The organism is Saccharothrix sp. DSM 118769 (assembly GCF_052936295.1).
In genome coordinates this window covers 3,425,143-3,452,048 of sequence record NZ_CP193627.1, presented here as the reverse complement: position 1 = coordinate 3,452,048, position 26,906 = coordinate 3,425,143, and the positions used below count along the sequence as shown (strand labels likewise).

Here is a 26,906-nt window from a genome sequence, read left to right as displayed (position 1 = left end):
CCGTTACCCTGCCCGGCCGCCGACCCGTTGGGAGGTCCGTCGATGAAGGTGTGGACAGGTCTTGTCGCGGCGGCGCTGGTGCTCGTCGGGAGCAGCGCGGCGACCGCACGGCCGGACGACGCGCCGTACTACTGGCAGGTCCCGGGCGCGGCCGAGCGCACGTTGCAGGCGGCCGGGTTCGACGTCGAGCACGGCGTCGACGGCGGCGTGCAGGTGGTCGGCGACCAGCGCGTGGCCGACCGGCTGGTCGCCCTGGGCTACCGGCCGCGCAAGTTCGACGCGGTCTACAAGCCGGTGCCGGCCGGGCGGAGCGCGGACGTCGGCGTCCAGACGTTCTACGGCGGCTACCGGACCGCGGCCGAGCACGAGAAGCACCTGACCGACGTGGCGGCGGCCTACCCGGCGCTGACGCAGGTGCACGACATCGGCGACAGCTGGCGCAAGACGCGCGGCCAGGGCGGGCACGACATCAAGGCCATCTGCATCACCAGGAAGCAGGCCGGCGACTGCGCGCTGAACCCCGCCTCGGCCAAGCCGCGGTTCGCGCTGATCGCGCAGCTCCACGCGCGGGAGCTGGCCACGGGCGAGCTGGCGTGGCGGTGGATCGACCACGTCACCAAGGGGTACGGCACGGACGCCGAGGTGACGTCCATCCTGGACACCACGGAGCTGTGGGTGGTGCCGATCGTCAACCCGGACGGCGTGGACATCGTCGCGTCCGGCGGCAACCAGCCGCTGATGCAGCGCAAGAACGCCAACAACACCAGCGCGTCGTGCTCGGCGCCGAGCTACGGAGTGGACCTCAACCGCAACTCCACGTTCAAGTGGGGCGGGGCGGGCACGAGCCGGTGCGGCGAGACCTACCAGGGCACGGCGGCCGGGTCGGAGCCGGAGACCCGGGCGATCGAGGCGTGGTTCCGGCAGCTGTTCCCCGACCAGCGGGGCCCGGGCGACACCGAGCCGGCACCGGTGACGACCAAGGGCGTGATGATCACCGTCCACAGCTACGGCAACCTGATCATGCCGCCGTGGGGCTGGACGTGGAACGCCAACCCGAACGCGGCGCAGCTCTCGGCGCTGGGCAGGAAGATGGCGGCGTTCAACGGGTACACCGTGGTCGCCGAGGGTGACACGACGGGCACGACCGACGACTTCACCTACGGCACCCTGGGCATCGCGAGCTACACGTTCGAGATCGGCAGCGGCAGCGGCAGCTGCGGCGGGTTCTTCCCGCAGTACTCGTGCGTGGACAGCCTGTTCTGGCCGAGGAACAAGGGCGCGTTCCTGACGGCGGCGAAGGCGGCGAAGGCCCCCTACGCCGGCTGACCCCCGGCAACGGCCTCGCTCGCGTCGAGCGGGCCGCCCCGTTCACCCGGGGTGCGCGACGAGCCCGGCCGGTCCGCGCTGGACCGGCCGGGCTCGTCGGTGTCACCGGGTCAGACGAGGTCGAACCGGTCGAGCTCCATCACCTTGGTCCACGCCGCGACGAAGTCGGTCACGAACTTCTCGCGGGCGTCCTCGCTGGCGTAGACCTCGGAGAGGGCGCGCAGCTGGGAGTTGGAGCCGAAGACGAGGTCGACCGGGGTCGCCGTCCACTTCAGCTCGTCGGTGGCCGAGTCGCGGATCTCGTACACGTTCTCCTCGGACTCCGACGCCTTCCACCGGGTCCCCGGCGAGAGCAGGTTGGCGAAGAAGTCGTTGGTGAGCACGCCGGGCCGGTCGGTGAGCACGCCGTGCGCGCTGCCGCCGTGGTTGGCGCCGAGCGAGCGCAGGCCGCCGACCAGGACGGTCATCTCCGGCGCGGTCAGGTCGAGCAGGTAGGCGCGGTCGACGAGCAGCACCTCCGGCTGGCGCTTCTCACCGGAACGCAGGTAGTTGCGGAAACCGTCGGCCTGCGGCTCCAGGACCTTGAACGACTCGACGTCGGTCTGCTCCTGCGAGGCGTCGGTGCGCCCCGGGCGGAACGGCACGGTCACCTCGACGCCGGCGTCGCGCGCCGCCTTCTCGACGGCGGCCGAACCGGCCAGCACGATCAGGTCGGCCAGCGAGATCTTCGCGCCGCCCGCCGCGTTGAACTCCCGCTGGACGCCCTCCAGGGTCTCCAGGACGGCCTTGAGCTGCTCCGGCTGGTTGACCTCCCAGTTGCGCTGCGGCTCCAGGCGGATGCGGGCGCCGTTGGCGCCACCGCGCTTGTCGGTGGAGCGGAAGCTCGCGGCCGAGGCCCAGGCCGTGCTGACCAGCTGGGCGGTGGTGAGGCCGGAGTCGAGGACCTTCGCCTTGAGGGCGGCGACGTCGGCGTCGCCCACCAGCTCGTGGTCGACGGCCGGCACCGGGTCCTGCCACAGCTGGGGCTCGGCGACCCACGGGCCCAGGAAGCGGCTGACCGGACCCATGTCGCGGTGCAGCAGCTTGTACCACGCCTTGGCGAACGCCAGCGCGAAGTCGTCGGGGTTCTCCAGGAAGCGGCGGGAGATCTTCTCGTACGCCGGGTCCACGCGCAGCGACAGGTCGGTCGTGAGCATGGTCGGCTTGTGCTTCCTGGCCGGGTCGTAGGCGTCGGGGATGATCTCCTCGGCGTCCTTGGCGACCCACTGCTTGGCCCCGCCGGGGCTCGTGGTGAGCTCCCACTCGTAGCCGAAGAGGATCTCGAAGAAGCGGTTGCTCCACTGCGTCGGCTTGTCGGTCCACGTCACCTCGAGGCCGCTGGTGATCGTGTCCGCGCCCTTGCCGCTGCCGTGGGTGCTCAGCCAGCCCAGGCCCTGCGCCTCCAGCGGGGCGCCCTCGGGCTCCGCGCCCACGTGGCCGTCCGCGACGCCCGCGCCGTGCGTCTTGCCGAAGGTGTGGCCACCGGCGATGAGGGCGACGGTCTCCTCGTCGTTCATCGCCATCCGGCCGAAGGTCTCGCGGATGAAGTGCGCCGCCGCCAGCGGGTCCGCGTTGCCGCGGGGGCCCTCGGGGTTGACGTAGATGAGGCCCATCTCGGTCGCGCCGACCTCGGGCGCCATCTCCGACTCGCTGACGTAGCGCTCGTCACCCAGCCAGGCGTCCTCGGGGCCCCAGAAGATCTCCTCCGGCTCCCAGACGTCCACGCGGCCGAAGCCGAAGCCGAAGGTCTTGAAGCCCATGGACTCCAGGGCGACGTTGCCGGCGAGCACGAGCAGGTCGGCCCAGGAGACCTTCTGGCCGTACTTCTGCTTGACCGGCCACAGCAGGCGGCGCGCCTTGTCCAGGTTGGCGTTGTCGGGCCAGCTGTTGAGCGGGGCGAACCGCTGGCCGCCGTCGCCCGCGCCACCGCGGCCGTCGTGGATGCGGTAGGTGCCCGCGGCGTGCCAGCTCATGCGGATCATCAGGCCGCCGTAGTGGCCGAAGTCGGCCGGCCACCAGTCCTGCGAGGTGGTGAGCACCTCGGTGATGTCGCGCTTGAGGGCCTCGACGTCGAGCTTGGCGAACTCCCGGGCGTAGTCGAACGCCTCGCCCAGGGGGTTGCTCTTCGTCGAGTGGGCGTGCAGCACCGACAGGTCGAGCTGGTTGGGCCACCAGTCGCGGTTGCCGCGGGGACGGCCACCCGTCTTCGGGGTCGGCGAGTCGATCGCGGGGTTCTCGCTCTCGCTGCCGTGCGAGGTCACCGAGTCGTGCGCGACCGGGCAGCCGACCGCGGCCTTCTGGTCCACGCCCTGCGCGCTCGACGGGGGCGTTCCCTTGGGGTCGCTCATCTACTTCCTTCCAACAGGCGGTTCATTTGGCGGTGTTCTCGGCCGAGCAGTCGGGGCAGGTGCCCCAGAAGACGACCTCCGCCTCGTCGATCGCGTAGCCGTTGTCGTTCGAGGCGGTGAGGCAGGGGCTGTGGCCGACGGCGCAGTCGACGTCCGAGATCGCGCCGCAGGAGCGGCACACGACGTGGTGGTGGTTGTCCCCCACCCGGGACTCGTAGCGGGCGATCGCGCCGGCGGGCTGGATGCGCCGCACCAGACCGGTGTCGGTCAGGGCGCGCAGCACGTCGTAGATCGCCTGGTGGGACACCGTCGGGTGGTCCACGCGCACCAGCGAGATCACCGTCTCGGTGTCGACGTGGGGGTGGTCGCGCAGCGCCGTGAGCACCGCCAACCGGGGACGGGTCACGCGCAACGAGACCGACCGCAGCTGGGCCTCGAAGTCGGACGTCACGGGGACAACCTTATGCGGTTATCTGGAATAATTCCAAATTACTTACGTCACACCGCAGCCCGGACCGCCCGACCCCGACCCGGGCACCGCCGCGAGCCGTACCCTCGTCCGACCGGTCGCGGCTCCCGAGGAGGTCGTGGATGCGCCTGCACCCGGGCGAGGTCCCGGCCGAGGGGTGGCGCGTCGAGCGACTGCCCGACGTCGCCTGGAACCACGCGTGCTTCGACTGGGGGGCACCTGCTGGTCGGGAACGTCCTGCGCCCCCTCCACCGCGGCGGGGCGGTGGAGTACCGCCCCGCCGCGTGGGTGGAGCACGGCAGGCCGGGGGCGATCCGCGTCCCGACCGGGGCGGACGTCGTGCGGGTCGAGGGCACCGGGGTGGTCCGCGAGGAGCTCGCCCCGTGGGTCGACGCCTCGATCCGGGTGCAGGGCGACCTGGACGAGCAGCACCGCCGCCTGGTGGCGCGCGACGGCGACTCCGACGCCCAGCGCCGGCACGTCGCCGCGTGGTCGGCCGAGGAACTGCCGTTCCTGCTCCGCGAACAGCCGTGGCGGAGGGCGACCGTCGTCGTGGCCGGCACGACCGCGCTCCGCCACGACCCGGCCACCGAGGTCGTCACCGCTCCCCCGGTGACCCCCTGAGGCCGTTCGCCGCCGGGGCGGGAGGTCCTTTCACGGGCCCAACTGGTCGCGCATCGCCTCTTCGTCCAGCAGGGCCCAGTGCTCGACGATCCGGCCGTCGCGGACTCGGACCATGTCCAGGCCGAGGACTTCGTAGCGCCGGCCGGAGTCCGCGTGGGCGCCCCGGACGGTGTACCGGTTGACGGAGGTGTCGCCGGAGACGACGTTCTGCTCGATCGTCACCGAGACGTCGCGGAACGCGCTGCCCGTGCTCGCCTGCTCCCACTTCCGCCGCCAGGCCTCGCGTCCCCGGTGATCGCCCCGGGTGCCTCCCCGGTGGTCGACGACCTCGGGGTCGATCAGCTCCAGCGCGTCTTCGAGCCGGCCCTCCAGGACCTGCGCGTAGCTCTCGACGCAGCGCCGGTGGACCTCCCCCGGTCCCGGGTGCGCGGTGCCTTCCGCTCCCTGCGGCATGCGGGACCTCCTCCGGTGGGACTGCACGAGGCCGCAAGTGGGGAACTCCCCGTTTGCGCTGGTCGGCTACCGTAACCGGGGAAGTCCCCGATTGGCAAGGAGGGTCATGCCACCGCAGAGCGCCGGACCCGCGCCGCGTTCGGGACCCCGGCGTCGGCGCGCGGACGCCCAGCGCAACTACGACCTGCTGGTGGCCGCGGCCAGGGACGTCTTCCACGACCGCGGTGTCGACGCCCCGCTCGACGACGTCGCCCGCCGGGCCGGCGTCGGCAACGCCACGATGTACCGGCACTTCCCGACGCGTCGCGAATTGATCATCGCCGTCTACTCCGGAGAAGTGGCCGAACTCCACGCCCGGAGCCGGTCCCTCCTGACCGAGGACCCTCCCGACGACGCCCTCTTCGACTGGCTCCGGGACTTCATCGCGCACGTGACGGCCAAGCGGGAACTGGCGCTGTCGATCACCGACGACCGCACCGGTCGGCACTCCGCGTTGTTCGACCGCTGGCACCACTCGATGCACGCAGCCGCGTCCGCACTGCTGACCCGGGCGCAGACCGCCGGTGCCGTCCGCGCCGACCTCACCGCGTCGGAACTCCTCGCCCTGGCCAACGGGATCGCCCTGACCACCACCGACGCCGACCGGGCGGAACGACTCGTCCTCCTGGTCAGGCAGGGCACGGACACTCCCCCGGCACCGGACGACAGCACCCGCTGAGAGCGGCGAGCACTCCCGGGGCCCGGAGCGGCGGACCCCCGACCGGGCGGGCCCGCTACCCGTGCCCCTCGGCGGCGCGTTGCCGCCGCAGGTGCTCCCGCTCCGGGTCACCGCCGGGTTCCTGGTCCAGCCCCTTGAGGATCGCGTCCACCTTCTCCCCCGGCAGGTGCGGGGCGAGCAGCGGCACGGCGGGGTCCACGACGGCCTCCACGACCACGGGCCGGTCGGCGTGGAACGCCTCGTGCCACGCCTTGCCGACCTGGTCGGGCGAGTCGACGCGGATGCCGCGCAGGCCGATCAGCTCGGCGTAGGCGGCGTAGGGGAAGTCCGGGACGCGCTGCGAGGTCGGGAAGCGCGGGTCGCCCTCCATCTCGCGCTGCTCCCAGGTGACCTCGTTGAGGTCGCGGTTGTGCAGCACCAGCACGACGAACCTCGGGTCGGCCCAGCCGCGCCACCGGTCGGCGACGGTGATCAGCTCCAGCAGGCCGTTCATCTGCATCGCGCCGTCGCCGACCAGCGCCACCACCGGCCGGTCCGGCGCGTGCAGCTTGGCCGCCAGGCCGTAGGGCAGGGCGCAGCCCATGGACGCCAGGTAGCTGGAGGTGTGCGCGGGCGCGCCGACCGGCAGGGCGAGGTGGCGGGCGAACCAGTAGGTGGCCGAGCCGACGTCCACGGCGACCTGCACGTCGAGCGGCAGGTGGCCGGACAGCTCGTGCACCACCAGCTCCGGGTTGAGCGGGTCGGCGGGGGTGCGGGCGCGTTCCCCGGCGATCCGCCGCCACCGGGACACCGACGTGAACACCCGCTGCTCCCACCCGCGGTCGGGTTTGCGGTGCAGCAGCGGCAGCAGGGCCCGCAGCGTCTCGCGCGCGTCGCCGACGAGCGCCGCCTCGACCGGGTACTTGCTGCCCACCACCCGCGCCTCGACGTCGACCTGCACGGCGCGGGCCTGCCCCGGCTCCGGGTAGAACTCGGTCCACGGGTCGTTGCTGCCCACGATCAGCAGCGTGTCGCAGCCCGACATCAGCTCCGCCGAGGCGGTGGTGCCCAGGTGGCCCATGACGCCGGTGTGCCACGGCGCGTCCTCCGGCACGACCGGTTTGCCCACCAGCGACGCCGTCGCCCCCGCGCCCAGCACCTCGACCACCTCGGCGACCTCGCGCCCCGTGCCGGCGGCACCGCGCCCGAGCAGCAGCGCGACCCGTTCGCCCGCGTTGAGCACGTCGGCGGCCCGGCGCAGGTCGTCCTCGCGCGGCAGCACGCGCGGGCGGGCGAGGACCGCCGAGGACGGCACGACGCCGTGGGTGTGCGGCAGCTCCTCCACGGCGTCGGCGCGCTGCACGTCGTGCGGCACGATCAGGCAGGTCGGCACGCGCTCGGAGATCGCGGTGCGCATCGCGTTGTCCAGGAGCACCGGCAGCTGCTCGGGGGCGGACACCGTCTGGAGGTACTGGCCGCAGACGTCCTTGAACAGCGAGTGCAGGTCCACCTCCTGGAGGTAGCCGGTGCCCAGCGCGGTCGTCACGACCTGCCCGACGAGCGCCACCACCGGCCGGCGGTCCAGCTTGGCGTCGTAGAGGCCGTTGAGCAGGTGGATCGCCCCCGGTCCCTGGGTGGACAGGCACACGCCCACCTCGCCGGTGTACTTGGCGTGGCCGGTGGCCATGAAGGCGGCCATCTCCTCGTGCCGCACGGGCACGAACTCCGGGTCCCCGCCGGCGCGGTGCAGGGCGGCGAGGATCGGGTCGATGCCGTCGCCCGCGTAGCCGAACACCCTGGGCACGCCCCAGGTCCGCAGTCGTCGGACGAGCGCGTCCGCGACGGTGCCGGCGCTCACGCGACGTCCAGGACGGTCTTGAGCCAGCCCTCTTCGCGGCGGTCGAACGTCTCGTACGCCTCGATCGCGTTCACCGGGGGTTCGTGCCGCGTGATGAACGCGGTGGGGTCCACGACGCCGCTGACCACGAGGTCGAGCAGCTCGGGCAGGTAGCGGCGGTGGTTGCAGTTGCCCATCCGCACGGTGAGGTTCTTGTTCATCGCCTCGCCCATCGGGAAGCCGTCGAAGCCGGGCGGGTAGACGCCGACGACCCCGATGGTACCCGCCTTGGCGACCGCCTGCACGGCCCACCTCAGGGCCAGGCTCGGCGCGTCGCCGGGCACCCACTGCTCGCCGGTCGGGTTCGCCTCGGGCGCGGCCTGCCGCCGTTCCCGCTCGAACCGGTCGACCATCCGCGCGGCCCCCTCGGCGGCGGGTCCGGTCTTCGGGCGCTGGGCGTCCACGCCGACGCACTCGATGACGCGGTCGACGCCGATGCCGCCGGTCAGCTCCTGGACCAGGGCGACGGGGTCCTCGCGGTTGAAGTCCACCGTCTCGGCGTTCTGCTCGCGGGCCTTGTCCAGGCGCGACCCGATGCCGTCGACGACGAACACCCGCCCGGCCCCCTGCCGCTTGGCCGAGGCGATGGCGAACTGCCCCACCACGCCCGCGCCGAGCACGAGCACGCTGTCGCCCTTCCCGACCTCGGCGAGCTTCGCGCCGAACCAGGCCGTGGGGAAGATGTCGGAGAGCAGGATCGCCTGGTCGTCGTCGACCGCGTCGGGGATGCGCACCAGGCTCGTCATGGCGAACGGCACGCGGGCGTACTCGGCCTGCAACCCGTCCACCGGCCCCGTCGACTCCGGCCCGCCGAAGAACGACGTGCCCGCGGTCGGTCCGTTCGGGTTCGCCGTGTCGCACTGCGCGTAGTACCCGGCCCGGCAGTACGAGCAGGTGCCGCACCCGATCGTGGAGGTCACCACCACGCGGTCGCCGGGGGTGAACCCGCGCACCGCCGGTCCGACCTCCTCCACCACGCCCACGGCCTCGTGCCCCAGGACGGTGCCCTCCACCATGCCGGGCATCGTGCCGCGCACGAGGTGCAGGTCGGTGCCGCAGATCGCGCTGCGCGTGATGCGCACGATCGCGTCACCCGGTTCCAGGACCTTCGGGTCGGGCACCTCGTCCAGCCGGATGTCCCCGGTCCCGTGCCACACCACTGCCTTCATGCCGTCTCCTCGCCGTCTCGTGGGACGGCTTCCCGGGAGGAGGGCGGTGAAACGCGGTCGACTGCGGGTGCCTCAGGAGGCCCTGGGGAGCGCGTCGGGGGTGACCTGGTCGTCGCGCCGGGCGTCGGCCGCCGAGCGGCGGAAGAGGTCGGCGACCCAGGCGGCCACCGCGCCGGCGCGCGGCACCGCCAGGCCGTCGAGGCGGCCCACGACGACGTCCTCGCCGCCGTCGGTCTCCACGACGGCCGACCAGCCGTGCCGCTCGTCCCACAGCAGCGCCACGTCGTGGCCGGGGTGCGAGCCCAACCGGCCGTCCAGCGCCAGGTAGATGCCGACCTGGTGCTCGTCCTGCACGCACCAGCAGTCGCCGCCCAGGCCCAGCGCCGAGGTGACCGACCTCGCGTACCGCCTCAGGGCGCGCGTCACGGTGTCGTCGAAGTCCAGCCCCATCGCGCCTCGCCATCGCCGCAGGTGTGCGCCGCCTGCTTGACGCCCACCGCGAGTACCCCCGGAAAACCGGTCGAACCTCCCCGGGGCGGTCGGGTTCGGCGGCGACCCCCACCGCGCGGTGGGGGTCGCCGGCGCACGGGGGCGCGTCAGGGGTGTGCCGCGACCGCGACGCCGCCGCGCCGGGCGGCCCCGGTGTAGCGGCCGGCCGGTCGGGGCAGGCCGTAGTGCTCGCGCAGCGTGCGGCCGGTGTACTCGGTGCGGAAGAGGCCGCGGGCGCGCAGGAGGGGCACCACGTGGTCGACGAAGTCCTCCAGGCCGGACGGCAGCAGGGGCGCCATGACGTTGAAGCCGTCCGCCGCGCCGGTGGTGAACCACAGCTCGACGTGGTCGGCCACCTGCTCGGGGGTGCCGACCACGACCTGGTGCCCCCGTCCGCCGCCGAGCCGGCCCAGCAGCTGGCGCAGGGTCAGCCGCTCCCGCTCGGCCAGGTCGCGGACCAGCTCGAACCGGCTCTTGGCCCCGTTGACGTGGCTGACCGGCGGGAACGGGGGCAGGCGCTGGTCGAGGGGGTGGTCGGTCAGGTCCACGCCGATCAGCTCGGTGAGCTGCCGCACCGCGCGGGTGGGGATGATCAGGGCGTCCAGCTCGTCGGCCAGCGCCCGCGCCTCCGCCTCGGTGCCGCCGAGCACCGGGACGATGCCGGGCAGCACCTTGACCTGGTCGGCGGACCGCCCGGCGGCCGTCACGCGGCGCTTGAGGTCGCCGTAGAACGCGGTCGCGTCGCCGTGGGTCTGGTGGGCGGTGAACACGGCCTCCGCCCACGCCGCCGCGAACGCCCTGCCGTCCTCGCTGGACCCGGCCTGCACCAGCAGCGGGCGGCCCTGCGGGCTGCGCACGGCGTTGAGCGGGCCGCGCACCGAGAAGAACCGCCCCCGGTGGTTGACCTCGTGCACCTTGGTCTCGTCGGCGAACACGCCGGACGCCTGGTCCCGGACGAGCGCGTCGTCCTCCCACGAGTCCCACAGGGCGGTGGTGACCTCCAGGAACTCGTCGGCGCGCCGGTAGCGCTCGGCGTGCTCGGTGTTGACGTCGCGGTTGAAGTTCTGCGCCGCCCGGTCGCCCGCGGTGGTCACCACGTTCCACCCGGCCCGGCCGCCGCTGATGTGGTCGAGCGAGGAGAACAGCCTGGCCAGGTTGTAGGGCTCGCTGAACCCGGTGGACGCGGTCGCGATCAGCCCGATGCGCTCGGTGACCTGGGCGAGCGCGGTGAGCAGCGTGATCGGCTCGAACCGGTTGGCGGCGGTGTGCCGGACGTCGCCCCAGACCTGCACGCCGTCGGCGAGGAACACCGAGTCGAACGCGCCGCGCTCCGCGGTGCGGGCCAGGTGCTGGAAGTGGGCCACGTCGTCGAGCGCGCCCGGGTCGGTGCGCGGGTGCCGCCAGGCCGCCTCGTGGTGGCCGACGCCCATGAGGAACGCGTTGAGGTGGAGCGTGCGTGCGGACAACTCAGACTCCCGGTCGGGTGGGGTTGCGGGTGTTCAGGGGGTCGGCGTAGAGCGCGTCGAGCTGCACGGCGCCCGCCGCCACGCCCAGCACGTCCTCGCCGAAGCTGCTGGCCAGCACGGCCGCGGTCGACGGGCACGCCCGCGACGTCGCGGCCACCTCGGCGCGCAGCGCGGCGGCGCACTCGGGCAGGTGGATCACGCCCAGCTCGGTGACCACGAGCACGTCCGGGTTGACGATGTCGAACAGCAGCGCGGCGGCGCGGCCGGCCAGCCTGGCGCGCTCGACCAGCAGCGCGGTGGCCGCCGCGCCACCGCGCACGGCGGCGGCGACCAGGTCGGCGATGGACGGCCGGTCGACCACGCCCGCGCGGTGCGCCCGCCGCGCCCAGGCGCGGTCGGACACGGTGGCCTCCAGGCAGCCCCGACGGCCGCACGGGCAGCGGATCGCCGGGTCGCCCAGGGCCAGGTGGGCGACGTCGCCGGCCGCCGAGCGGGCCCCGCGGTGGGCGGTGCCGCCGGTGACGATCGCCGCGTCCACCACGTTGCCGACGAAGAGGTGGACCAGGGACTCCCGGCGGCCGGCGGCCCCGAAGAGCTGCTCGGCCTGCGCCAGCGCCCGGGCGTGGCTGTCGACCAGCACCGGCAGCCCGGTGCGGGCGGTGAGCAGGTCGCGCACGGGGACGTCGCGCCAGCCGAGGGAGGCGTGCTCGACCAGCACGCCCCGCGCGGTGTCGACCCAGCCGCCCGCGGCGACGCCCAGGCCGAGCGGGACGTGCCCGGGCAGCCGTTCGGCGTGCAGCCGCACCAGGCGGTCGGCGGCGGCGGTCAGCACCCGCTCCGGGTCGTCCGGGTCGCGGTGCGGCACGCGCAGCCGGGCCCGGACCCGCCCGCGCAGGTCGAGCAGCGCGAGCGTGCAGTGGTCGTGCGCGACGTGCAGCCCGGCCACCACGTGCCGGCCGGTCTCGATGTCCACCGGGACGTGCGGGCGGCCGATGCCCCGGTCGCGCACCGGCCAGGTCACCTCGGTGAGCAGGCCCCGGTCGGCGAGCGCCGCGCAGGTGCGGGTCACCGCGGCGGGGCTGAGGCCGGTCAGCCGGGCGATGGTGCTGCGGGCGACGGGACCGTGCCGCAGCACCGCGCCCAGCAGCGTCGAGGCGGTCGGGCCGCGCCGGTGCCCGGTGGTGGCGGTGCTCACGAGGTCAGCGGCGGGCCGGACGGCGACAGCGCGGGCCCGATGGCCCTCGCCGCGCCCGGTGTGCGGCCGCGACCCCACCCGATGTCGCGGCGGTAGCTGCCGAGCAGGCCGGTCCGCCGCAGGTGCTCCTCGTCGTGCTCGGGCGACCCCGCGGGCAGCGGGTGCGTGTGCGGGGCGACGAACAGCGCGTCGGTCGGGCAGTTCGCCTCGCACTGGAAGCAGGTCTGGCAGTCCTGCTGCCTGCTGACCACCGGCACCCCGTCCGGTCCTCGGTCGAACACGTCGGTGGGGCAGACCACGACGCACTTGTCGCAGGCGACGCACCGCGCGGCGGACACGAGTTCGATCACACCGCCACCTCCTCCGGTCGGGCCCACACCCGGTCCAGGCCGCCGGAGGTGATCCGGTGCTGCTGGGCGGGGTCGAGGTCGGGGAAGTCGAGCCGCTTGGCCATGCCCCGGCTCTCGCCGCGGGCGAGCGCGGAGGTGTACATCCACCTCGCGTGCGCGACCATCGCCGCGGCCCGGCGGGCGCGCACCGCGTCGGCGCCCTCGGCGCGCAGGCCCGAGCGGATCGCGTCCCAGGTGCCGTCGAGCACCCCCAGCGCGGTCCGCAGCACGTCACCGCGCCGCAGGTAGTTCTTGTCGTACGGCAGCACCTCGGCCTGCACGGCGGCGACCACCTCGGCGGCGGACACGGACGTCGTCGTGCCGGTGGGGCGCAGTCCCGCGCCGCCCGCGGGGGTCGTGCGGCGGCGGGTGGCGGCGGGGCCGAGCGCGCGGGCGGACCGGGCGGCGGCGCGGCCGGCCCAGGAGCCGGAGGAGATCGCCCACGCCGCGTTGTGGCTGCCGCCGCCGGTGAACCCGCCGCAGATCAGCTCGCGGGTGGCCGCGTCGCCCGCCGCGTAGAGGCCGGGCACGGTGGTGGCGCAGCCGTCGTCGGCGATCCGGATGCCGCCGGTGCCGCGCACCGTGCCCTCGGCCAGCAGGGTGACCTCGAACGGCTGGGTGAACGGGTCGATGCCCAGCCGGTCGAAGGTGAGGAAGAAGTTGGGCTGCGCGAGCCGCATCGCGGCGCGGGCGGCCTCGTCGGCGCGGTCGAGCGTGCAGAACACCTTCTCGGACAACAGGGTCCGCGCGATCACCGACCTCCCCCGTTGGCTGCCCGCGCCGTCGAGCACCCGCCCGTCGGCGTGGTGGAACGTGGCGTAGTCGTAGAACGCGGTCTTGGTGACGGAGGTCTGCGCGGGGGCGATGCCGTAGGCGTTGGAGAACTCCATCCCGGACAGCTCCGCGCCCACCTCGGCGGCGAACAGGGCGCCGTCGCCGGTGTTGACGTCGCACCCGAGCGCCTTGCTCAGGAACGCGCAGCCGCCGGTGGCGAGGACCACCGCGCCCGAGCGGACCAGGAACGACCGGCCGGCCTGCCGCTGGTGGCCCCGCGCGGCGGCCACCGCGCCGTCGTCGGCGGTGAGCAGCTCGGTGACCGGGCTGTGGTCGAGGACGGTGACGCCCGCGCGGCGCACCCGGACCCGTTGGCGGCGCATGTACTCCGGCCCCTGGAGGCCGGTGCGCAGCTGCCGCCCGTCCGGGCCGACCGGGAACGGGTAGCGGCCGACCTCGGCCAGTTCGTTCACCCGTTCGTAGGTCTCGTCGAGCACCCTGGCCATCCAGCGCCGGTCGGCCAGGTAGCCGCCCAGCGCCTCGCGGCTCGCCATGGCCGCCTCGCGGGCCGCCGGCTCCGGCGGCACGTACCACACGCCGGTGCCGCCGGACGCGGTCGCGCCGCTGGTGCCGCAGTGGCCCTTGTCGGCCAGCACCACCGACGCACCCTCCTCGACGGCCTTCAACGCGGCCCAGGTGGCGGCCGGGCCGCCGCCCACGACCAGCACGTCGGTGGTCAGTTCGAGCGTCACGGGAGTCTCCTTCCGGGCAGGGGGCTCAGGCCCCGACGGGGACGCGCCAGGACGTGAACCTGCGTTCCAGGGCGACCAGGAGCTGGTTGAACACGACGCCGATGGCGGAGATCGTGATGATGCCCGCGTACATCTGGGGAATGGCGAAGTTGAACTGCGAGGCGTTGATCAGGTAGCCGAGGCCGGCCTTGGCGCCCACCATCTCGGCGGCCACCAGCACGAGGATCGACACCGCGCCCGCCAGCCGCACGCCGGTGAACACGGTCGGCACGGCGGCGGGCAGGATGACCTTCTGGAACAGCCGGAACCCCGACAGGTCGACGGACCTGGCCAGCCGCAGCAGGGTCGGGTCGACGCCGCGCACCGCGCTGATGGTGTTGAGCAGGACCGGCCAGGTGCAGGCGTAGAAGACGATGGCGATCTTCGACGTCTCGCCGATGCCGAGCAGCAGCACGAACACCGGCAGCAGCGCGAGCGCGGCGGTGTTGCGGAAGACCTCCAGCAGCGGCCCGAGCAGGTTCGCCACCGGTTTGTACCAGCCGATGACCAGGCCGAGCGGGACGGCGACCGCCACCGCGAGGCCGAAGCCGGACAGCGACCGGGCGAGGCTGGCGCGCGTGTTGTCCAGCAGCTGCCCGTTGAGGACGAGGTCCCACCACGCGCCGAGCACGGTGGAGAACGGCGGCAGGAAGGTGGCGTCCACCAGGCCGAGCCGGGGCGCGGCCTCCCAGGTCGCCAGCAGCAGCGCGATGGCCGCCACCTTGCCGGACGCCGTGAGCAGCGCCCGGGCGACCCTCCGCGCGGTCGGGACGCGCCGCGGTCGCCGGTCGGTCGCCGGGTCCCGCCCCGCCGCCGGTCGTGCCTCCAGGATCGCGGTCATCGCACCGCCACCTCCTTCTCCTGTTGCTGTGCCCGGGACACCTCGTCGTGCAGCAGGTCCCAGATCCGGTGCCGGTAGCGGGCGAACTCGACGCTGGAGCGCGGGTCGTCCTGCCCGGTGCGGTCGCCCAGGTCGATCGGGACGACCTCCTTGACGCGGCCGGGCCGCGAGGTCAGCACGGCGACCCGCCGGCCGAGGTACACGGCCTCGTCGATGGCGTGCGTGATGAACACGACGGTCTTGCCGGTGCGCCGCCAGATGCGCAGCAGCTCGTCCTGGAGCGACTCGCGGGTCTGCGCGTCGAGCGCGGCGAACGGCTCGTCCATCAGCAGCACGGTCGGGTCGTAGGCGAGGCTGCGGGCGATCGCGACCCGCTGCCGCATCCCGCCGGACAGCTGGTGCGGGTGCCGGTCCTCGAAACCGCCGAGCCCCACCAGGTCGAGGAACTCGCGGGCCCGCGCCGCGCGCTGCCGGCGCGGCACCCCGGCCGCCTCCAGGCCGAACTCGACGTTGCCCTGCGCGGTGCGCCACGGCAGCAGCGCGTACTGCTGGAAGACGACGCCGCGGTCGAGGCCGGGGCCGGTGATGGGCCGGCCGTCGAGCAGGACCTCGCCCTCGCTCGGCTCGGTCAGCCCGCCGAGCAGGTCGAGCAGGGTGGACTTGCCGCAGCCGCTGGGGCCGACGAGGACCAGGAACTCGCCGGGCCGCACGTCGAGGTCGATGTCCTGCACGGCGGTGAACGCGGTCCGCTGCCCGGTCGCCGGGTCCTTGACCGGGAACCGCTTGGTGACGCCGCGGAAGCTGATGCGGGCGCTCACGCGGCGAGCCCGTTGAACTCGTTGGTGTAGAGGGCGGAGAGCGTCACCTGGTCCTTGGTGATCTCACCGCGCTCGGCGAGCCAGTCGACCCAGATGGCCAGCTCCTCGTCCACGATCCGGCCGCCCTCGTGGGCGACGCCGGTGGACCGCCAGTACCCGAGGGCGGCCGGGTCCTCGTTGCGGCCGCGCCCGGTGAGGACGGCGACCTTGCGCGCCACCACCTCGTCGCGCGGCGTCGTGCGGCTCCACTCGATGGCGCGGGCCACGCCGGTGACGAAGGTGCGGACGGTCTCCGGGTTCTGCGCGATGAACTTCTCGGTGAACACGTACGTGCCCGCGGTGAACGCGCCGAGCAGGTCGAAGTCGGAGAACAGCTTGCGGAGGCCGCCCTTCTCCAGCGCCTTGTCGCGCAGGATGCCGCCGAGCACGCCGACGTCGAGCTGCCCCTGGCGCAGGGACTGCTCGATGTTCACCGGCGGCACCGCGATCGGCTCGACGCCCTTGGCCTCCTCCGGGGACACGCCGTTGCGCTTGAGGTAGATGCCGAGCATGGCCTCGTGGTGCGCGCCGAGGGTGTTCATGCCGACCTTCTTGCCGACCAGGTCGCGGGCCGTTGTGATCGGGCTGTCCTCGGGGACGTAGAAGCCGCTGTAGGCGGCCTCGTCCGCGCCGTAGTAGCCGATCACCGACCTGATGGGCGCGCCCGCGGCCTTGAGCTTGACCACCGCGCCGTTGAAGGCGCCGCCGAAGTCGACCTGGCCGGTGGCGGCGGACTGGATGTCCTGCGGGCCGCTGGTGGTGTTGCCGACCCACTCCAGCCGCACGTCGCCGAGGTAGCCGAGGTCGGCGGCCAGCTCGGGCAGCGACACGTCGCCGGCCCAGCCCTGGTAGCGGAGCACCTTCGTGCCGGCGCCGCCCGCGCCGTCGGCGGTGGAGCAGCCGACCGCGGCCGCCGTCAGGCCGAGGAAGGTGAGGCCGAGGAAGTTCCGTCGCGTGGTGGTCACGGCGAGTCCTTTGCTGGAAAAAATGGGCAGGCCGAAATATCGATGCCCGAGGGATCGGGCATGTCGGACCCGGAGGGAATGTGAGGACGGGTTCAGCGGGCTTGACTCACGGAGCGAGCGTCACACCCGTGTCCGCCCCGGTCAACGGCCTCGGACACCGTCCCACATCATGGGGCGGAGGTCTCGCGGGACTGGACAGCGAACACTTTCTTCCGCACTGCAAAAAAAGTCGCCGTCGAGTTCCGGGCCGTTCCCGGTGTCAATCGCGTCCGCGTGCTGGGAAGACTTATTTTCCGGCCGCGCACTGTTGTGCGGCCGGGCCGGCGCTGCCCAGGGTGGGACCGGAACCGCTTCCCCGCGAGAGGACGACCGACGATGACCGCACAGCTCTCCGGCACCACCACCGTTCACAAACTGGGCGCGGACGTCGGCGCGCGGGTCGACGGCGTCCGGCTCGGCGGCGACCTGCCCGAGCACGTCGTCGCCACCGTCCGGGAGGCCCTGCTGGCGAACAAGGTGGTGTTCTTCCGCGACCAGCACCACCTCGACGACGCGGGCCAGCTCGCGTTCGCCCGGCTGCTCGGCGAGCCGACCCTGGCGCACCCCACGGTCAGGGGTCGCGAGCACGCCAACGTGCTGCCGATCGACTCCGAGCAGGGCAAGGCCAACAGCTGGCACACCGACGTCACGTTCGTGGACCGGGTGCCGGCGATCAGCGTCCTGCGCGCCGTCGAGCTCCCGCCCTACGGCGGCAGCACGGTGTGGGCGAACACCGCACGCGCCTACGAGGACCTGCCGCCCGCGCTGAAGGCGTTGGCGGACCGGCTGTGGGCGGTGCACACCAACCTCCACGACTACGCCGGGCACGTCGACCCCGCCCGCGTCGGCGGGGTGGACGTCAAGGAGGAGACCTACCGCGAGGAGTTCCGGTCGCAGCGCCACGAGACCGAGCACCCGCTGGTCCGGGTGCACCCGGAGACCGGTGAGCGGGCGCTGCTGCTCGGCCACTTCGCCACGCGGATCGTCGGGTTGACCACCGCGGAGTCGCAGGCGGTGTTCCGGCTGCTCCAGGACCGGGTGACCCGGTTGGAGAACACGGTGCGCTGGCAGTGGGCGGACGGCGACGTGGCGGTCTGGGACAACCGGGCCACCCAGCACTACGGCGTCGCCGACTACGACGACGCGCGCCGGTGCCTGCACCGGATCACCCTGGCGGGTGACGTCCCGGTCAGCGTGGACGGCGTCGCGAGCACGACGCTGGTCGGCGACCCGACCCACTTCTCCGCGCTCTGACCACGTCACCGGCGCACCCGATGACCGACGAGCGCGACCCGCGCCACCGCGACCGGATGGTGGGAGCCCGCACGACGTCGTTGACAGCGCTCCGGCGACCCGGTCCGATGGGGTGGGCCTCGGGAAAGGGGGTGGCCGTGCCCGGTGCGCTCGCCGTGACGACCGATCGCCGGGACCTGACCCGGCGGCGGCACGTGGACTTCGCCCGCATCGCCGGGCAGGGCTGTCCGCGCTGATCGGGTTCCCGGTCCAGCCGCCCCCCTCCTTCCCACGACGGGAGTCTTCACCGTGTCCTCAGCAAGCAGCGCGGAAGCCGGCCACGAGCCGCTGAAGTTCGCCTACTGGGTGCCGAACGTCAGCGGCGGTCTCGTCACCAGCGACATCGAGCAGCGCACCGACTGGAGCTACGACTACAACCGCGAACTGGCGGTGCTCGCCGAGGACAACGGGTTCGAGTACGCCCTGTCCCAGGTGCGGTACATGGCCAGCTACGGCGCCGCCTACCAGCAGGAGTCCACGAGCTTCAGCCTCGCGCTGCTGCTCGCCACCCGGCGGCTCAAGGTGATCGCCGCCGTGCACCCCGGCCTGTGGCACCCCGCGGTGCTGGCCAAGCTGATCGCCACCGCCGACCACCTGTCGAACGGCCGCGCCGCCGTCAACGTGGTCAGCGGGTGGTTCAAGGGCGAGTTCACCGCCCTGGGCGAACCCTGGCTGGAGCACGACGAGCGCTACCGGCGCTCGGAGGAGTTCATCCGCGTGCTGCGCAAGAGCTGGACGGAGGACGACGCCCGCTTCGCGGGCGACTTCTACCGGTTGCGCGGCTACGACCTCAAGCCCAAGCCGCTCTCCGCGCCGGACCGGCCGCACCCGGAGATCTTCCAGGGCGGCAACTCCACCGCGGCGCGGGCGATGGCGGGCCGCGTCTCCGACTGGTACTTCAGCAACGGCAAGGACTTCGACGGGATCAGCGAGCAGATCGGCGAGGTGAACGCCACCGCGGCGCAGCACGGGCGCAGGGTCCGGTTCGGGCTCAACGCGTTCCTCATCGCCCGCGACACCGAGGCGGAGGCGCGCGACACGCTGCGCGAGATCGTGGCGAAGGCGAACGTCGAGGCCGTGCACGGCTTCCGCGACGCGGTCCGGCAGGCGGGCGGCTCCGCCCCGGACAAGAAGGGCATGTGGGCGGACTCGGGCTTCGAGGACCTCGTGCAGTACAACGACGGGTTCCGCAGCAAGCTCATCGGCACGCCGGAGCAGGTCGCCCACCGGATCGTCGAGTACAAGCGGCGGGGCGTGGACCTGCTGCTGCTCGGTTTCCTGCACTACCTGGAGGAGGTCGAGTACTTCGGCCGCCGCGTCCTGCCGATCGTGCGCGAGCTGGAGGCCGACCTGGCCACCGGCGCCGGCACCCCGGAACCCGTGGGAGTGGAACGATGACCGACACCGAGAACAGCACCGACTGGGCCGGGAAGCCGACCCCGACCACCTCCGAGGAGTGGGTCGCCCGCGCGGCCGAGGTCGCCGCGGTCCTGGCGTCCGACGCCGTCGAGCGCGACCGCGCGGGCAAGACCCCGCACGCGGAGGTCGCCCTGCTCAAGGCCGCCGGGCTGGTGACGCTGCTCGGCCCGGTCGAGCACGGCGGCGGCGGGCAGGGCTGGACCACCGCCTACCGGGTGATCCGCGAGGTGGCGAGCGGCGACGGCTCCATCGGCCAGCTCATCGGCTACCACTACCTGTGGGCGTGGGCCGCGCGGCTGGTCGGCACGCCCGAGCAGGTCGCGGCCGTGGAGGAGCGGGCGACGCGCGAGCGCTGGTTCTACGGCGGCGCGGTCAACCCGAGGGACAACGACCTCACCATCACCGAGGACGGCGACGAGCTGGTGTTCACCGGCCGCAAGTCGTTCTCCACCGGCGGCAAGGTCTCCGACGTCACCGTGCTGGAGGGCGTCCTCGCCGGGACGGACAAGCACGTCTTCGCGATCGTGCCGTCCGCGCAGGAGGGGATCGTCTTCAACGACGACTGGGACAACCTCGGCCAGCGGCTCACCGAGAGCGGCAGCGTCGAGATCCGGGGTGTGCGCGTCCCCTGGTCGGACGCCGCGGGGTACGTGGACAAGGAGTTCCGGCCGCGGGTCTACAACACGCTCAACGTGCCGCTGATCCAGTTGGTGTTCACCAACTTCTACCTCGGCATCGCCCGCGGCGCGCTGAGCACCGCGACCGCCTACACCCGGGAGAAGACCCGGCCGTGGCCCTACGGCGGGGACAACAAGGAGTCCGCCGCCGAGGAGTTCTACGTCCTCGACGCCTACGGCGACCTCCAGTCCAAGCTGTGGGCCGCCGAGGCCCTGGCCGAGCGCGCGGCGGCGGCGATCGAGCGGATCAACGCCCACGCCGACACCGTGTCGCCGGAGGAGCGCGGCGAGGCCGCGGTGCTCGTCGCGGCGGCCAAGCTGCGCGCCGTCGACGCCGGGTTGGAGATCGGCACGAGGGTGTTCGAGGTGACCGGCGCGCGGGCGAGCGCGAACTCGGTCGGCCTGGACATCTTCTGGCGCAACATCCGCACGCACAGCCTGCACGACCCGGTGGCGTACAAGCGGGTCGAGGTCGGGCGGTACGCGCTGCTCGGGGAAGTGCCCGAGCCCACCTGGTACACCTGACCGATCCCGGGGCCCGGCCCCCGTCACCACACTGGAGGACGCCGTGACCGGACTGGTCGAGGCACCCCGCGCGGCCGTCATCGGTGACGGGGCCGAGGCCCTGGAGGTCGCCGACCGGCTGGCCGCCCGGTTCGCCGAGGGGGCCGCGGAACGCGACGCCCGGCGGCTGCTGCCCGCCGGGGAGCTGGCCGAGCTGTCGGCGAGCGGCCTGCTCGGCATCACCGTGCCGCGCGAGCACGGCGGCGCGGACGTCGGCACCGCCGTCGTCACCGAGGTGTTCCGGCGGCTCGCGACCGCCGACCCGAACATCGCGCAGATCCCGCAGAGCCACGTCGTGTACGTCAACGCGCTGCGGCACCAGGGCACGCCCGCGCAGCGCGCGTTCTTCTTCACCGAGGTGCTGGCGGGCAAGCGGTTCGGCAACGCCCAGTCCGAGGCCGGCACCAAGCACGTGCAGGACCACCGCACGCGGCTGCTGCCCCACCCCGACGGCGGGTTCGTGCTCGACGGGCTCAAGCACTACGCGACGGGCGCGTTGTTCGCGCACTGGGTACCGGTGCTGGCGAAGGACGCGGAGGACCGGGCCGTGGTCGCGTACGTGCCGGCCGACGCGCCGGGACTGACCGTCGTCGACGACTGGGACGGCATGGGCCAGCGCACCACGGCCAGCGGGTCGGTGCGGCTCGACGGCGTGCGGGTGCCCGCCGACCGGGTCGTGCCGCACCACCTGACGTTCACCGGCCCCCAGCTGTACGGCGCGCAGGCGCAGGTCCTGCACGCCGCCATCGACGCGGGCATCGCGCGCGGCGCGCTGACCGAGGCGGTGGACTTCGTCCGCACGAAGAGCCGGCCGTGGTTCGAGAGCGGCGTCGACCGGGCCGACGAGGACGTGCTGACCGCGCAGCGGTTCGGCGAGCTGGAGATCTCCGTGCGCGCGGCGGAGGCGCTGCTGGCCGAGGCCGGGCGGGCGGTGGACGACGCGGCGGCGCACCTCGCCGGGACGGACCCCGCGGACCCGTCGCGGGAGGAGCGGGTCGCCGCCGCGTCCGTCGCGGTGGCCGTGGCGAAGGCGTTCGCCGACCGGTCGGCCGTCGAGGTGACCAGCGCCCTGTTCGAGGTGGCGGGCACCCGGTCCGCGCTGGACCCGCTCAACCTGCACCGCCACTGGCGCAACGCCCGCACCCACACCCTGCACGACCCGGTGCGCTGGAAGGTCCAGCACATCGGCCGGCACACGTTGACCGGGACGCCGCCGCCCCGGCACGGCCTGATCTGAACCGGAGGCCCGTCATGCCCTCGATCCTCGTCCTCTCCGGCAGCCCGTCCGCCACCTCGCGCACCGCGGCGCTGGCCGACCACGTCGCCGCCCGGTTGACCGCCGACGGCCACGCCGTCACCTCCGTCCGGGTGCGCGACCTGCCCGCGCGACCGCTCCAGCTCGGCGACCCCACCGACCCCGCCATCGCCGCCGTGGTGACGGCGATCGCCGAGGCGGACGGGGTGGTCGTGGCGTCACCGGTGTTCAAGGCCGCCTACAGCGGGCTGCTCAAGCTCCTGCTGGACCTGCTGCCGCAGTTCGCGCTGGCCGGGAAGGTCGTGCTGCCGGTCGTCACCGGCGGTTCCACCGCGCACGTGCTGGCGATCGACTACGCGCTGCGCCCGGTGCTGTCCGCGCTCGGCGCCCACCACGTGGTGCCCGGCTGGTTCGTGCTCGACCGGCACGTCGAGGCGCTGCCCGGCGAGGTCCGGCTGCACGCGGACGCCGCGGACCAGCTTCACCCGATCGTGGATACGTTCTCGTCCGCCGTGCGCGCCCGCCCGCTCGCGCCCGTCTCCTGACCCCGAGAGGTCGTCATGACCCTGACGTTCCACTGGTTCCTGCCGACGTACGGGGACAGCCGCTACCTCGTCGGCGGCGGCCACGGCACGGACATCACCGCGGCGGGCGGCGACCGCCCGGCCACCATCGCCTACCTGGCCCAGATCGCCCGCGCGGCCGAGCAGCTGGGCTTCGAGGGCGCGCTCACCCCCACCGGGGCGTGGTGCGAGGACGCCTGGCTGACCACGGCGATGGTGGCGCGCGAGTCGGAGCGCCTCAAGTTCCTGGTGGCGTTCCGGCCCGGCCTGGTCTCCCCCACGCTGGCCGCGCAGATGGCGGCCACGTTCCAGCGGCACTCCGGGGGCAGGCTGCTGCTCAACGTGGTGACCGGCGGCGAGGACCACGAGCAGCGCGCGTACGGCGACCACCTCGGCAAGGACGAGCGCTACGAGCGCACCGACGAGTTCCTGACGGTGACCCGGGCGCTGTGGCGCGGCGAGCGGGTCACCCTGGACGGCAAGCACGTGCGGGTCGTGGACGCCGCCCTGTCCCGGGTGCCCGACCCGGTGCCCGACGTGTACTTCGGCGGCTCCTCCCCCGCCGCGATCGACGTCGCCGCCCGCCAGGTCGACGTGTACCTGACGTGGGGCGAACCGCCCGCCCAGGTGGCCGAGAAGATCGCCCGGGTGCGGGCCGCCGCCACCCGGCCCCTGAGGTTCGGCATCCGGTTGCACGTGATCAGCCGCGACACGGCGCGGCAGGCGTGGGCGGAGGCGGAGCGCCTGCTGGCCGCCCTCGACCCGGACGTCATCGCCTCCGTCCAGGACGGCCTGGCGCGCAGCGCGTCCGTCGGCCAGCAGCGGATGCGTGACCTGCACGGCGGGCGCACCGACGGCCTGGAGGTGTCCCCCAACCTGTGGGCGGGCGTCGGCCTGGTGCGCGGCGGGGCGGGCACGGCGCTGGTGGGCAGCCACGTCGAGGTCGCCGAGCGGATCGAGGAGTACCACGCGCTCGGCATCGACGAGTTCGTGCTGTCCGGCCACCCGCACCTGGAGGAGGCGTACTGGTTCGGGGAGGGCGTGCTGCCCCTGCTGCGCGCCAAGGGCCTGTGGCACCACCCGAGCGCGCCGCCGGAGAGCGCCGAGCCCGCCGGCATCCCCTTCGCCGCCGGGGTGGCCCGGCGCTCCTGACGCCGTCCGCGGCGGCCGTTCCGCCACCACTCGTCCGGGTGACCCGTGCCGTGTCGACGCTCCTCGTCGCGGCCGGGTGGTTTGACCCCCGAGGTTCCCGGGGCACTCGATCGTCCCGGACGATCTCCACCGAGAGCAGGAGCGATCATGACGGCACCGGTGCGCGGCACCGACGTTTACTGGGCGGCGATGGACAGGGCGGCGGCCGACTTCGTCGCGGCGCTCCACGAAGGCGGCCGGGACGACGAGGAGCGGGTGCGCGCCGTGGGGGACGCGCACGGGCCCGATGGGCTGGTCGACCTGGTGGCGCTGCTGCTGGGGCACCTGCACCTGTCCTACCCGGGCCTGGCGCGCACCCCGGCGGGCGGGGTGGACCTGGCCGCCCTGGTCGACACCCGCGAGGACGCGATCACGGTGCTGCTCGCCTCGTCGGAGTGGGCCCGCGCCGACGGCGCGGCCGTGCCGGACGCCGGGCACATCACCCTCGCCGACCGGATGGCCGCGGCGGCGGAGCGGGTGTGCCCGGTGCTGCAGGCCGCCCTGGACGCCGCGGCCTGGGGCGACCGGTCGTTCACCAGGGTGCGCGGGGTGCTGGACGACCTCGACCGCGACCCGTACAGCATCACCAGGACCCTGGCGTTCGTGGCCGACGCCATCACGACGGCCGCCCGGCGCACGGCCGGGTGAACCGGGGGCGGGCGGGTGAACCGGGGGCGGGCGGGTGAACCGGGACGCGGGCGGGTGAACCGGGACGCGGGCGGGTGAACCGGGGCGCCGACCCGGTCAGCGCGGCGGTCCCAGGACCACGTTGCCGTACTTCTCGGCGGCCTCCAAGAGCAGCGCCCCGGGGATCTCGAAGTCGTCCGGGCGCGGGGTGGACAGGTCGCGGCCCGCGTGCCGGAACATGCCCTCGATGCCGCCGGGCGTGGTGATCAGCAGCAGGTCAGCGCGCTCCGAGGTGATCCGGTAGCCGTGCGGGACGCCGCGCGGGAGGAAGACGGCGCCGCCCTCCTCCAACTCCCTGGCCTCCTCCTCGCCCGACCACACCAGGGCGGTGCCCGCGATGAGCATGAAGACCTCGTCCTCGCGGGTGTGCACGTGGAAGGGCGGCGCGTCGCCGCGCGCCACGTCGAACCGGCCGAGGGTGAGCTGCCCCGCGGTCGCCTCGCTGTCGAGCAGGACGGAGAACGTGCTGCCGCCGATCCACTCCAGCTTCTGCTGCTGCTCGGGTCGGGCCAGGAACACGGCGGACATGGGGTTCCTCCTGCGCGTCGATTTATGTGGCTGACCACATAAAAGCATTAGGTGGTCGGCCACACAAGTTGTCGTGGCGCAGCTCTCCCCCCGCGGCACCCGATGGGGAAGGGGATGAGGGCCGACGCGCGGGAACGCGTACCGTCGCGGTATGACGGCGTCCACCCCGGCGCGCGCGGGCGAACCGGACCTCCTCGCGCGCCAGTACCCGGTGAGCTTCTCGATCTTCGCGCTGGCGCGGCAGCACCGCGGCCTCGCGAGCGCGCTGCTGGCCGACCTCGGCCTGTTCCCCGGCCAGGAGCTGATCCTGATGCAGCTGTGGGACAAGGGCGGCCGGTCGCAGAAGCAGCTGGTCGAGGCGCTGAAGCTGGACCACTCGACGATCGCCAAGTCGGTGCGGCGGCTGGAGAACGCGGGCCTGGTGACCCGTGCCGCCGACGAGGCGGACGCCAGGGTCAAGGTGGTCTCCCTGACCGCACGGGGCCGCGCCCTGGAGGAGCGCGTCAGGGACGTCTGGACGCAGCTGGAGGACACCTCGACCCGGGGCCTGACCGAGCAGGAGCGCGCCCGGTTCGTCGAGCTGGCCGCCAAGGTGGTCGGCCGGCTCGGCTGACGCCCGGTGGGCGCGGGACGACCGGTGACCGGTCCTTCACCGCGTCGCCCCCGGACCCCCGGTCGCGGCGGGCAGCACCACGACGGGCACGGTGGCGTGCCGGACGCAGTGCGCGGTGGTGCTGCCGAGCAGCGCCTGGCGGAACCGGCTGCCGCCGTGGGCGGCGACGACCAGCATCGCCGCGCCGAGGGACAGCGCCTCCAGCGCCGCGGCGGCCGGCCCGCGCACGCAGTGCCGCACGACCTCGGGGAACTCCGACCGGCCCTCGGCGGCCACGCGCACCGCCGCCTCGACCAGGGCCTCCGACCGGGCGCGGGCCTCCTGCTCGGCCACCATGGTCCAGTCGGCCAGCGGCTCGTAGGCGTAGGCGTGCACGACGTGCAGCGGCGCGCCGCGCTGGAGGGCCTCGTCGGCCGCCCACCTCAGGGCGTGCTCGCTGACAGGGCTCCCGTCGATGCCGACGACGATCGGGGCGGTGCTCATGGTTCCTCCTCGGGTCTCACCCCCCCAGCTTGGCGCGGAACGGCCGGCGGGGTCAGTGGCCGTCGTCCCGTCGTGTGCGGCGCAGGTGCCGCCGGAGCCGATCGCGGACCGCGGTTGACCGCGATGGGCGGCAGGGTGGGCCTCCCGACACGAGAGGACACCAGGATGGCAACCGCCCCGGACCGCTCCGGTCCGCTCCGACCCGCCGGGTCGAACACGCTGAGCCCGTTCGTCATCACCGACGACGCGCCGGGCCTGGTCCGGTTCTGCACCGAGGTGCTGGGCGCGACCGAGGTGCCCGAGGCCCGCACGCTCGACGGCGACGGGCTCGTCCTGCACGCCGAACTGCGGGTCGGCGACTCGGTGATCAACATCGTCGACCGCAAGCCCGACTGGCCGCACACGCCCGCGTTCACCCTGCTCTACGTCGACGACGCGGAGGAGACCGTGCGGCGCGCCACCGAGCGCGGCGCACGCCTGGTCACCCGGCCGACCGGGTTCTTCGGCGACACCCTCGCCCGCTTCCTCGACCCGTTCGGCAACCTGTGGTGGGTCTGGCAGCACCGCCCGGAAGCCGCGCCGTGGGGCTCGGGCGACGTGGTCGACGAGGGCGGGGACGAGGACTGGACGACGGCGGCCACACCGGAGCTGGAGTACGTCCACGCCAGCCTGCTGGAGGCCATGACCTCGCTGCACGACCCGCGCGCCGCGACGACCCGCTGACCGAGATCCCCTGACCGGGGTCCCTTGACCGGGGTCCCTCGACCGGGGCCCGCTGACCGGGGCGCGCCCGACCACCCGGGGG

At 73.8% G+C, this 26,906-nt stretch carries 27 protein-coding genes; 12 read left to right on the top strand and 15 right to left on the bottom strand.

Features of this window, described 5'->3' with window-relative positions:
- Positions 1 to 42 precede the first annotated feature (42 nt).
- On the top strand, positions 43 to 1,326 hold the full coding sequence (locus tag ACRAKJ_RS15345) for a M14 family zinc carboxypeptidase (RefSeq protein ID WP_438926724.1): 1,284 nt from the start codon (positions 43 to 45) through the stop codon (positions 1,324 to 1,326).
- A gap of 110 nt (positions 1,327 to 1,436) precedes the next feature.
- Here ACRAKJ_RS15345 and katG read toward each other — a convergent pair whose 3' ends face one another.
- Complete coding sequence (gene katG, locus ACRAKJ_RS15340; RefSeq protein ID WP_447008999.1) at positions 1,437 to 3,713, bottom strand: catalase/peroxidase HPI; 2,277 nt, start codon at positions 3,711 to 3,713, stop codon at positions 1,437 to 1,439.
- A 22-nt stretch (positions 3,714 to 3,735) separates the two neighbouring features.
- The gene (locus tag ACRAKJ_RS15335; protein ID WP_438926734.1) at positions 3,736 to 4,164 is read right to left on the bottom strand and encodes a transcriptional repressor; all 429 of its coding nucleotides are present in this window, start codon (positions 4,162 to 4,164) and stop codon (positions 3,736 to 3,738) included.
- Positions 4,165 to 4,446: 282 nt separating this feature from the next.
- Between ACRAKJ_RS15335 and ACRAKJ_RS15330 the strand changes: the two genes are divergently transcribed.
- Positions 4,447 to 4,806 carry a hypothetical protein gene (locus ACRAKJ_RS15330; protein ID WP_438926735.1) on the top strand — a complete coding sequence of 120 codons (360 nt, stop codon included), beginning with the start codon at positions 4,447 to 4,449 and terminating at the stop codon, positions 4,804 to 4,806.
- Positions 4,807 to 4,836: 30 nt separating this feature from the next.
- On the opposite strand, the gene ACRAKJ_RS15325 is transcribed toward ACRAKJ_RS15330, so the two are convergent.
- Positions 4,837 to 5,259: an ester cyclase gene (locus tag ACRAKJ_RS15325; protein ID WP_438926736.1), complete on the bottom strand. Its 423-nt coding sequence runs from the start codon at positions 5,257 to 5,259 to the stop codon at positions 4,837 to 4,839.
- Between the two features lie 106 nt (positions 5,260 to 5,365).
- Between ACRAKJ_RS15325 and ACRAKJ_RS15320 the strand changes: the two genes are divergently transcribed.
- Complete coding sequence (locus ACRAKJ_RS15320; protein ID WP_438926737.1) at positions 5,366 to 5,977, top strand: SbtR family transcriptional regulator; 612 nt, start codon at positions 5,366 to 5,368, stop codon at positions 5,975 to 5,977.
- A 55-nt stretch (positions 5,978 to 6,032) separates the two neighbouring features.
- On the opposite strand, the gene ACRAKJ_RS15315 is transcribed toward ACRAKJ_RS15320, so the two are convergent.
- From ACRAKJ_RS15315 to ACRAKJ_RS15270, 10 genes are all read right to left on the bottom strand, one after another.
- The gene (locus ACRAKJ_RS15315; RefSeq protein ID WP_438926738.1) at positions 6,033 to 7,814 is read right to left on the bottom strand and encodes a thiamine pyrophosphate-requiring protein; all 1,782 of its coding nucleotides are present in this window, start codon (positions 7,812 to 7,814) and stop codon (positions 6,033 to 6,035) included.
- Entirely contained in the window at positions 7,811 to 9,022 is a 1,212-nt protein-coding gene (locus ACRAKJ_RS15310; RefSeq protein ID WP_438926739.1) for an alcohol dehydrogenase catalytic domain-containing protein, read from the bottom strand. Before ACRAKJ_RS15310 ends, ACRAKJ_RS15315 begins: the two co-directional genes overlap by 4 nt.
- A 72-nt stretch (positions 9,023 to 9,094) precedes the next feature.
- A complete protein-coding gene (locus ACRAKJ_RS15305; protein ID WP_447008998.1) occupies positions 9,095 to 9,472 on the bottom strand; it encodes a DUF6292 family protein in 378 nt (125 codons plus the stop codon).
- A gap of 146 nt (positions 9,473 to 9,618) precedes the next feature.
- A complete protein-coding gene (locus ACRAKJ_RS15300) occupies positions 9,619 to 10,977 on the bottom strand; it encodes an LLM class flavin-dependent oxidoreductase (protein ID WP_447008997.1) in 1,359 nt (452 codons plus the stop codon).
- A gap of 1 nt (position 10,978) precedes the next feature.
- Complete coding sequence (locus ACRAKJ_RS15295) at positions 10,979 to 12,172, bottom strand: ROK family protein (RefSeq protein ID WP_438924386.1); 1,194 nt, start codon at positions 12,170 to 12,172, stop codon at positions 10,979 to 10,981.
- A complete protein-coding gene (locus tag ACRAKJ_RS15290) occupies positions 12,169 to 12,522 on the bottom strand; it encodes a 4Fe-4S dicluster domain-containing protein (RefSeq protein ID WP_438924385.1) in 354 nt (117 codons plus the stop codon). The genes ACRAKJ_RS15295 and ACRAKJ_RS15290 overlap by 4 nt, the downstream gene beginning before the upstream one ends.
- Positions 12,519 to 14,087, bottom strand: coding sequence for an FAD-binding protein (locus tag ACRAKJ_RS15285; RefSeq protein WP_438924384.1), 1,569 nt, complete (start codon positions 14,085 to 14,087; stop codon positions 12,519 to 12,521). Before ACRAKJ_RS15285 ends, ACRAKJ_RS15290 begins: the two co-directional genes overlap by 4 nt.
- A 25-nt stretch (positions 14,088 to 14,112) precedes the next feature.
- Positions 14,113 to 14,967, bottom strand: coding sequence for an ABC transporter permease subunit (locus ACRAKJ_RS15280; protein WP_438924383.1), 855 nt, complete (start codon positions 14,965 to 14,967; stop codon positions 14,113 to 14,115).
- On the bottom strand, positions 14,964 to 15,785 hold the full coding sequence (locus ACRAKJ_RS15275; protein ID WP_438924382.1) for an ATP-binding cassette domain-containing protein: 822 nt from the start codon (positions 15,783 to 15,785) through the stop codon (positions 14,964 to 14,966). The genes ACRAKJ_RS15280 and ACRAKJ_RS15275 overlap by 4 nt, the downstream gene beginning before the upstream one ends.
- A complete protein-coding gene (locus ACRAKJ_RS15270; RefSeq protein WP_438924381.1) occupies positions 15,782 to 16,789 on the bottom strand; it encodes an ABC transporter substrate-binding protein in 1,008 nt (335 codons plus the stop codon). Before ACRAKJ_RS15270 ends, ACRAKJ_RS15275 begins: the two co-directional genes overlap by 4 nt.
- A 375-nt stretch (positions 16,790 to 17,164) precedes the next feature.
- Here ACRAKJ_RS15270 and ACRAKJ_RS15265 point away from each other — a divergent pair, with 375 nt between their 5' ends.
- From ACRAKJ_RS15265 to ACRAKJ_RS15235, 7 genes are all read left to right on the top strand, one after another.
- Positions 17,165 to 18,082, top strand: coding sequence for a TauD/TfdA family dioxygenase (locus ACRAKJ_RS15265; RefSeq protein ID WP_438924380.1), 918 nt, complete (start codon positions 17,165 to 17,167; stop codon positions 18,080 to 18,082).
- 288 nt (positions 18,083 to 18,370) lie between these two features.
- Entirely contained in the window at positions 18,371 to 19,519 is a 1,149-nt protein-coding gene (gene sfnG / locus ACRAKJ_RS15260) for a dimethylsulfone monooxygenase SfnG (RefSeq protein ID WP_438924379.1), read from the top strand.
- Positions 19,516 to 20,742, top strand: coding sequence for an acyl-CoA dehydrogenase family protein (locus tag ACRAKJ_RS15255; protein ID WP_438924378.1), 1,227 nt, complete (start codon positions 19,516 to 19,518; stop codon positions 20,740 to 20,742). The genes sfnG and ACRAKJ_RS15255 overlap by 4 nt, the downstream gene beginning before the upstream one ends.
- A gap of 43 nt (positions 20,743 to 20,785) precedes the next feature.
- On the top strand, positions 20,786 to 22,018 hold the full coding sequence (locus tag ACRAKJ_RS15250; RefSeq protein ID WP_438924377.1) for an SfnB family sulfur acquisition oxidoreductase: 1,233 nt from the start codon (positions 20,786 to 20,788) through the stop codon (positions 22,016 to 22,018).
- A gap of 14 nt (positions 22,019 to 22,032) precedes the next feature.
- Positions 22,033 to 22,581 (top strand): NADPH-dependent FMN reductase, encoded by a 549-nt coding sequence (gene ssuE, locus ACRAKJ_RS15245; protein ID WP_438924376.1) that lies wholly within the window; start codon positions 22,033 to 22,035, stop codon positions 22,579 to 22,581.
- 15 nt (positions 22,582 to 22,596) lie between these two features.
- A complete protein-coding gene (locus ACRAKJ_RS15240) occupies positions 22,597 to 23,751 on the top strand; it encodes an LLM class flavin-dependent oxidoreductase (protein ID WP_438924375.1) in 1,155 nt (384 codons plus the stop codon).
- Positions 23,752 to 23,898: 147 nt separating this feature from the next.
- On the top strand, positions 23,899 to 24,438 hold the full coding sequence (locus tag ACRAKJ_RS15235; protein ID WP_438924374.1) for a hypothetical protein: 540 nt from the start codon (positions 23,899 to 23,901) through the stop codon (positions 24,436 to 24,438).
- 96 nt (positions 24,439 to 24,534) lie between these two features.
- Here the strand turns inward: ACRAKJ_RS15235 and ACRAKJ_RS15230 are convergent, their stop codons facing one another.
- The gene (locus tag ACRAKJ_RS15230; protein WP_438924373.1) at positions 24,535 to 25,005 is read right to left on the bottom strand and encodes a cupin domain-containing protein; all 471 of its coding nucleotides are present in this window, start codon (positions 25,003 to 25,005) and stop codon (positions 24,535 to 24,537) included.
- A 151-nt stretch (positions 25,006 to 25,156) separates the two neighbouring features.
- Here ACRAKJ_RS15230 and ACRAKJ_RS15225 point away from each other — a divergent pair, with 151 nt between their 5' ends.
- On the top strand, positions 25,157 to 25,618 hold the full coding sequence (locus ACRAKJ_RS15225) for a MarR family transcriptional regulator (RefSeq protein WP_438924372.1): 462 nt from the start codon (positions 25,157 to 25,159) through the stop codon (positions 25,616 to 25,618).
- 36 nt (positions 25,619 to 25,654) lie between these two features.
- On the opposite strand, the gene ACRAKJ_RS15220 is transcribed toward ACRAKJ_RS15225, so the two are convergent.
- Complete coding sequence (locus ACRAKJ_RS15220) at positions 25,655 to 26,101, bottom strand: universal stress protein (protein WP_438924371.1); 447 nt, start codon at positions 26,099 to 26,101, stop codon at positions 25,655 to 25,657.
- 165 nt (positions 26,102 to 26,266) lie between these two features.
- Between ACRAKJ_RS15220 and ACRAKJ_RS15215 the strand changes: the two genes are divergently transcribed.
- Positions 26,267 to 26,824 (top strand): VOC family protein, encoded by a 558-nt coding sequence (locus tag ACRAKJ_RS15215; protein ID WP_438924370.1) that lies wholly within the window; start codon positions 26,267 to 26,269, stop codon positions 26,822 to 26,824.
- Positions 26,825 to 26,906 lie beyond the last annotated feature (82 nt).

Coding starts and splice junctions, on each gene's coding strand:
- ACRAKJ_RS15215 (WP_438924370.1), top strand. CDS start 26,267: ATGGCAACCGCCCCGGACCGCTCCGGTCCGCTCCGACCCGCCGGGTCG.
- ACRAKJ_RS15265 (WP_438924380.1), top strand. CDS start 17,165: ATGACCGCACAGCTCTCCGGCACCACCACCGTTCACAAACTGGGCGCG.
- ACRAKJ_RS15255 (WP_438924378.1), top strand. CDS start 19,516: ATGACCGACACCGAGAACAGCACCGACTGGGCCGGGAAGCCGACCCCG.
- ACRAKJ_RS15235 (WP_438924374.1), top strand. CDS start 23,899: ATGACGGCACCGGTGCGCGGCACCGACGTTTACTGGGCGGCGATGGAC.
- ACRAKJ_RS15325 (WP_438926736.1), bottom strand. CDS start 5,259: ATGCCGCAGGGAGCGGAAGGCACCGCGCACCCGGGACCGGGGGAGGTC.
- katG (WP_447008999.1), bottom strand. CDS start 3,713: ATGAGCGACCCCAAGGGAACGCCCCCGTCGAGCGCGCAGGGCGTGGAC.
- ACRAKJ_RS15220 (WP_438924371.1), bottom strand. CDS start 26,101: ATGAGCACCGCCCCGATCGTCGTCGGCATCGACGGGAGCCCTGTCAGC.
- ACRAKJ_RS15345 (WP_438926724.1), top strand. CDS start 43: ATGAAGGTGTGGACAGGTCTTGTCGCGGCGGCGCTGGTGCTCGTCGGG.
- ACRAKJ_RS15240 (WP_438924375.1), top strand. CDS start 22,597: ATGACCCTGACGTTCCACTGGTTCCTGCCGACGTACGGGGACAGCCGC.
- ssuE (WP_438924376.1), top strand. CDS start 22,033: ATGCCCTCGATCCTCGTCCTCTCCGGCAGCCCGTCCGCCACCTCGCGC.
- ACRAKJ_RS15225 (WP_438924372.1), top strand. CDS start 25,157: ATGACGGCGTCCACCCCGGCGCGCGCGGGCGAACCGGACCTCCTCGCG.
- ACRAKJ_RS15305 (WP_447008998.1), bottom strand. CDS start 9,472: ATGGGGCTGGACTTCGACGACACCGTGACGCGCGCCCTGAGGCGGTAC.
- ACRAKJ_RS15280 (WP_438924383.1), bottom strand. CDS start 14,967: ATGACCGCGATCCTGGAGGCACGACCGGCGGCGGGGCGGGACCCGGCG.
- ACRAKJ_RS15230 (WP_438924373.1), bottom strand. CDS start 25,005: ATGTCCGCCGTGTTCCTGGCCCGACCCGAGCAGCAGCAGAAGCTGGAG.
- ACRAKJ_RS15310 (WP_438926739.1), bottom strand. CDS start 9,022: ATGAAGGCAGTGGTGTGGCACGGGACCGGGGACATCCGGCTGGACGAG.
- ACRAKJ_RS15320 (WP_438926737.1), top strand. CDS start 5,366: ATGCCACCGCAGAGCGCCGGACCCGCGCCGCGTTCGGGACCCCGGCGT.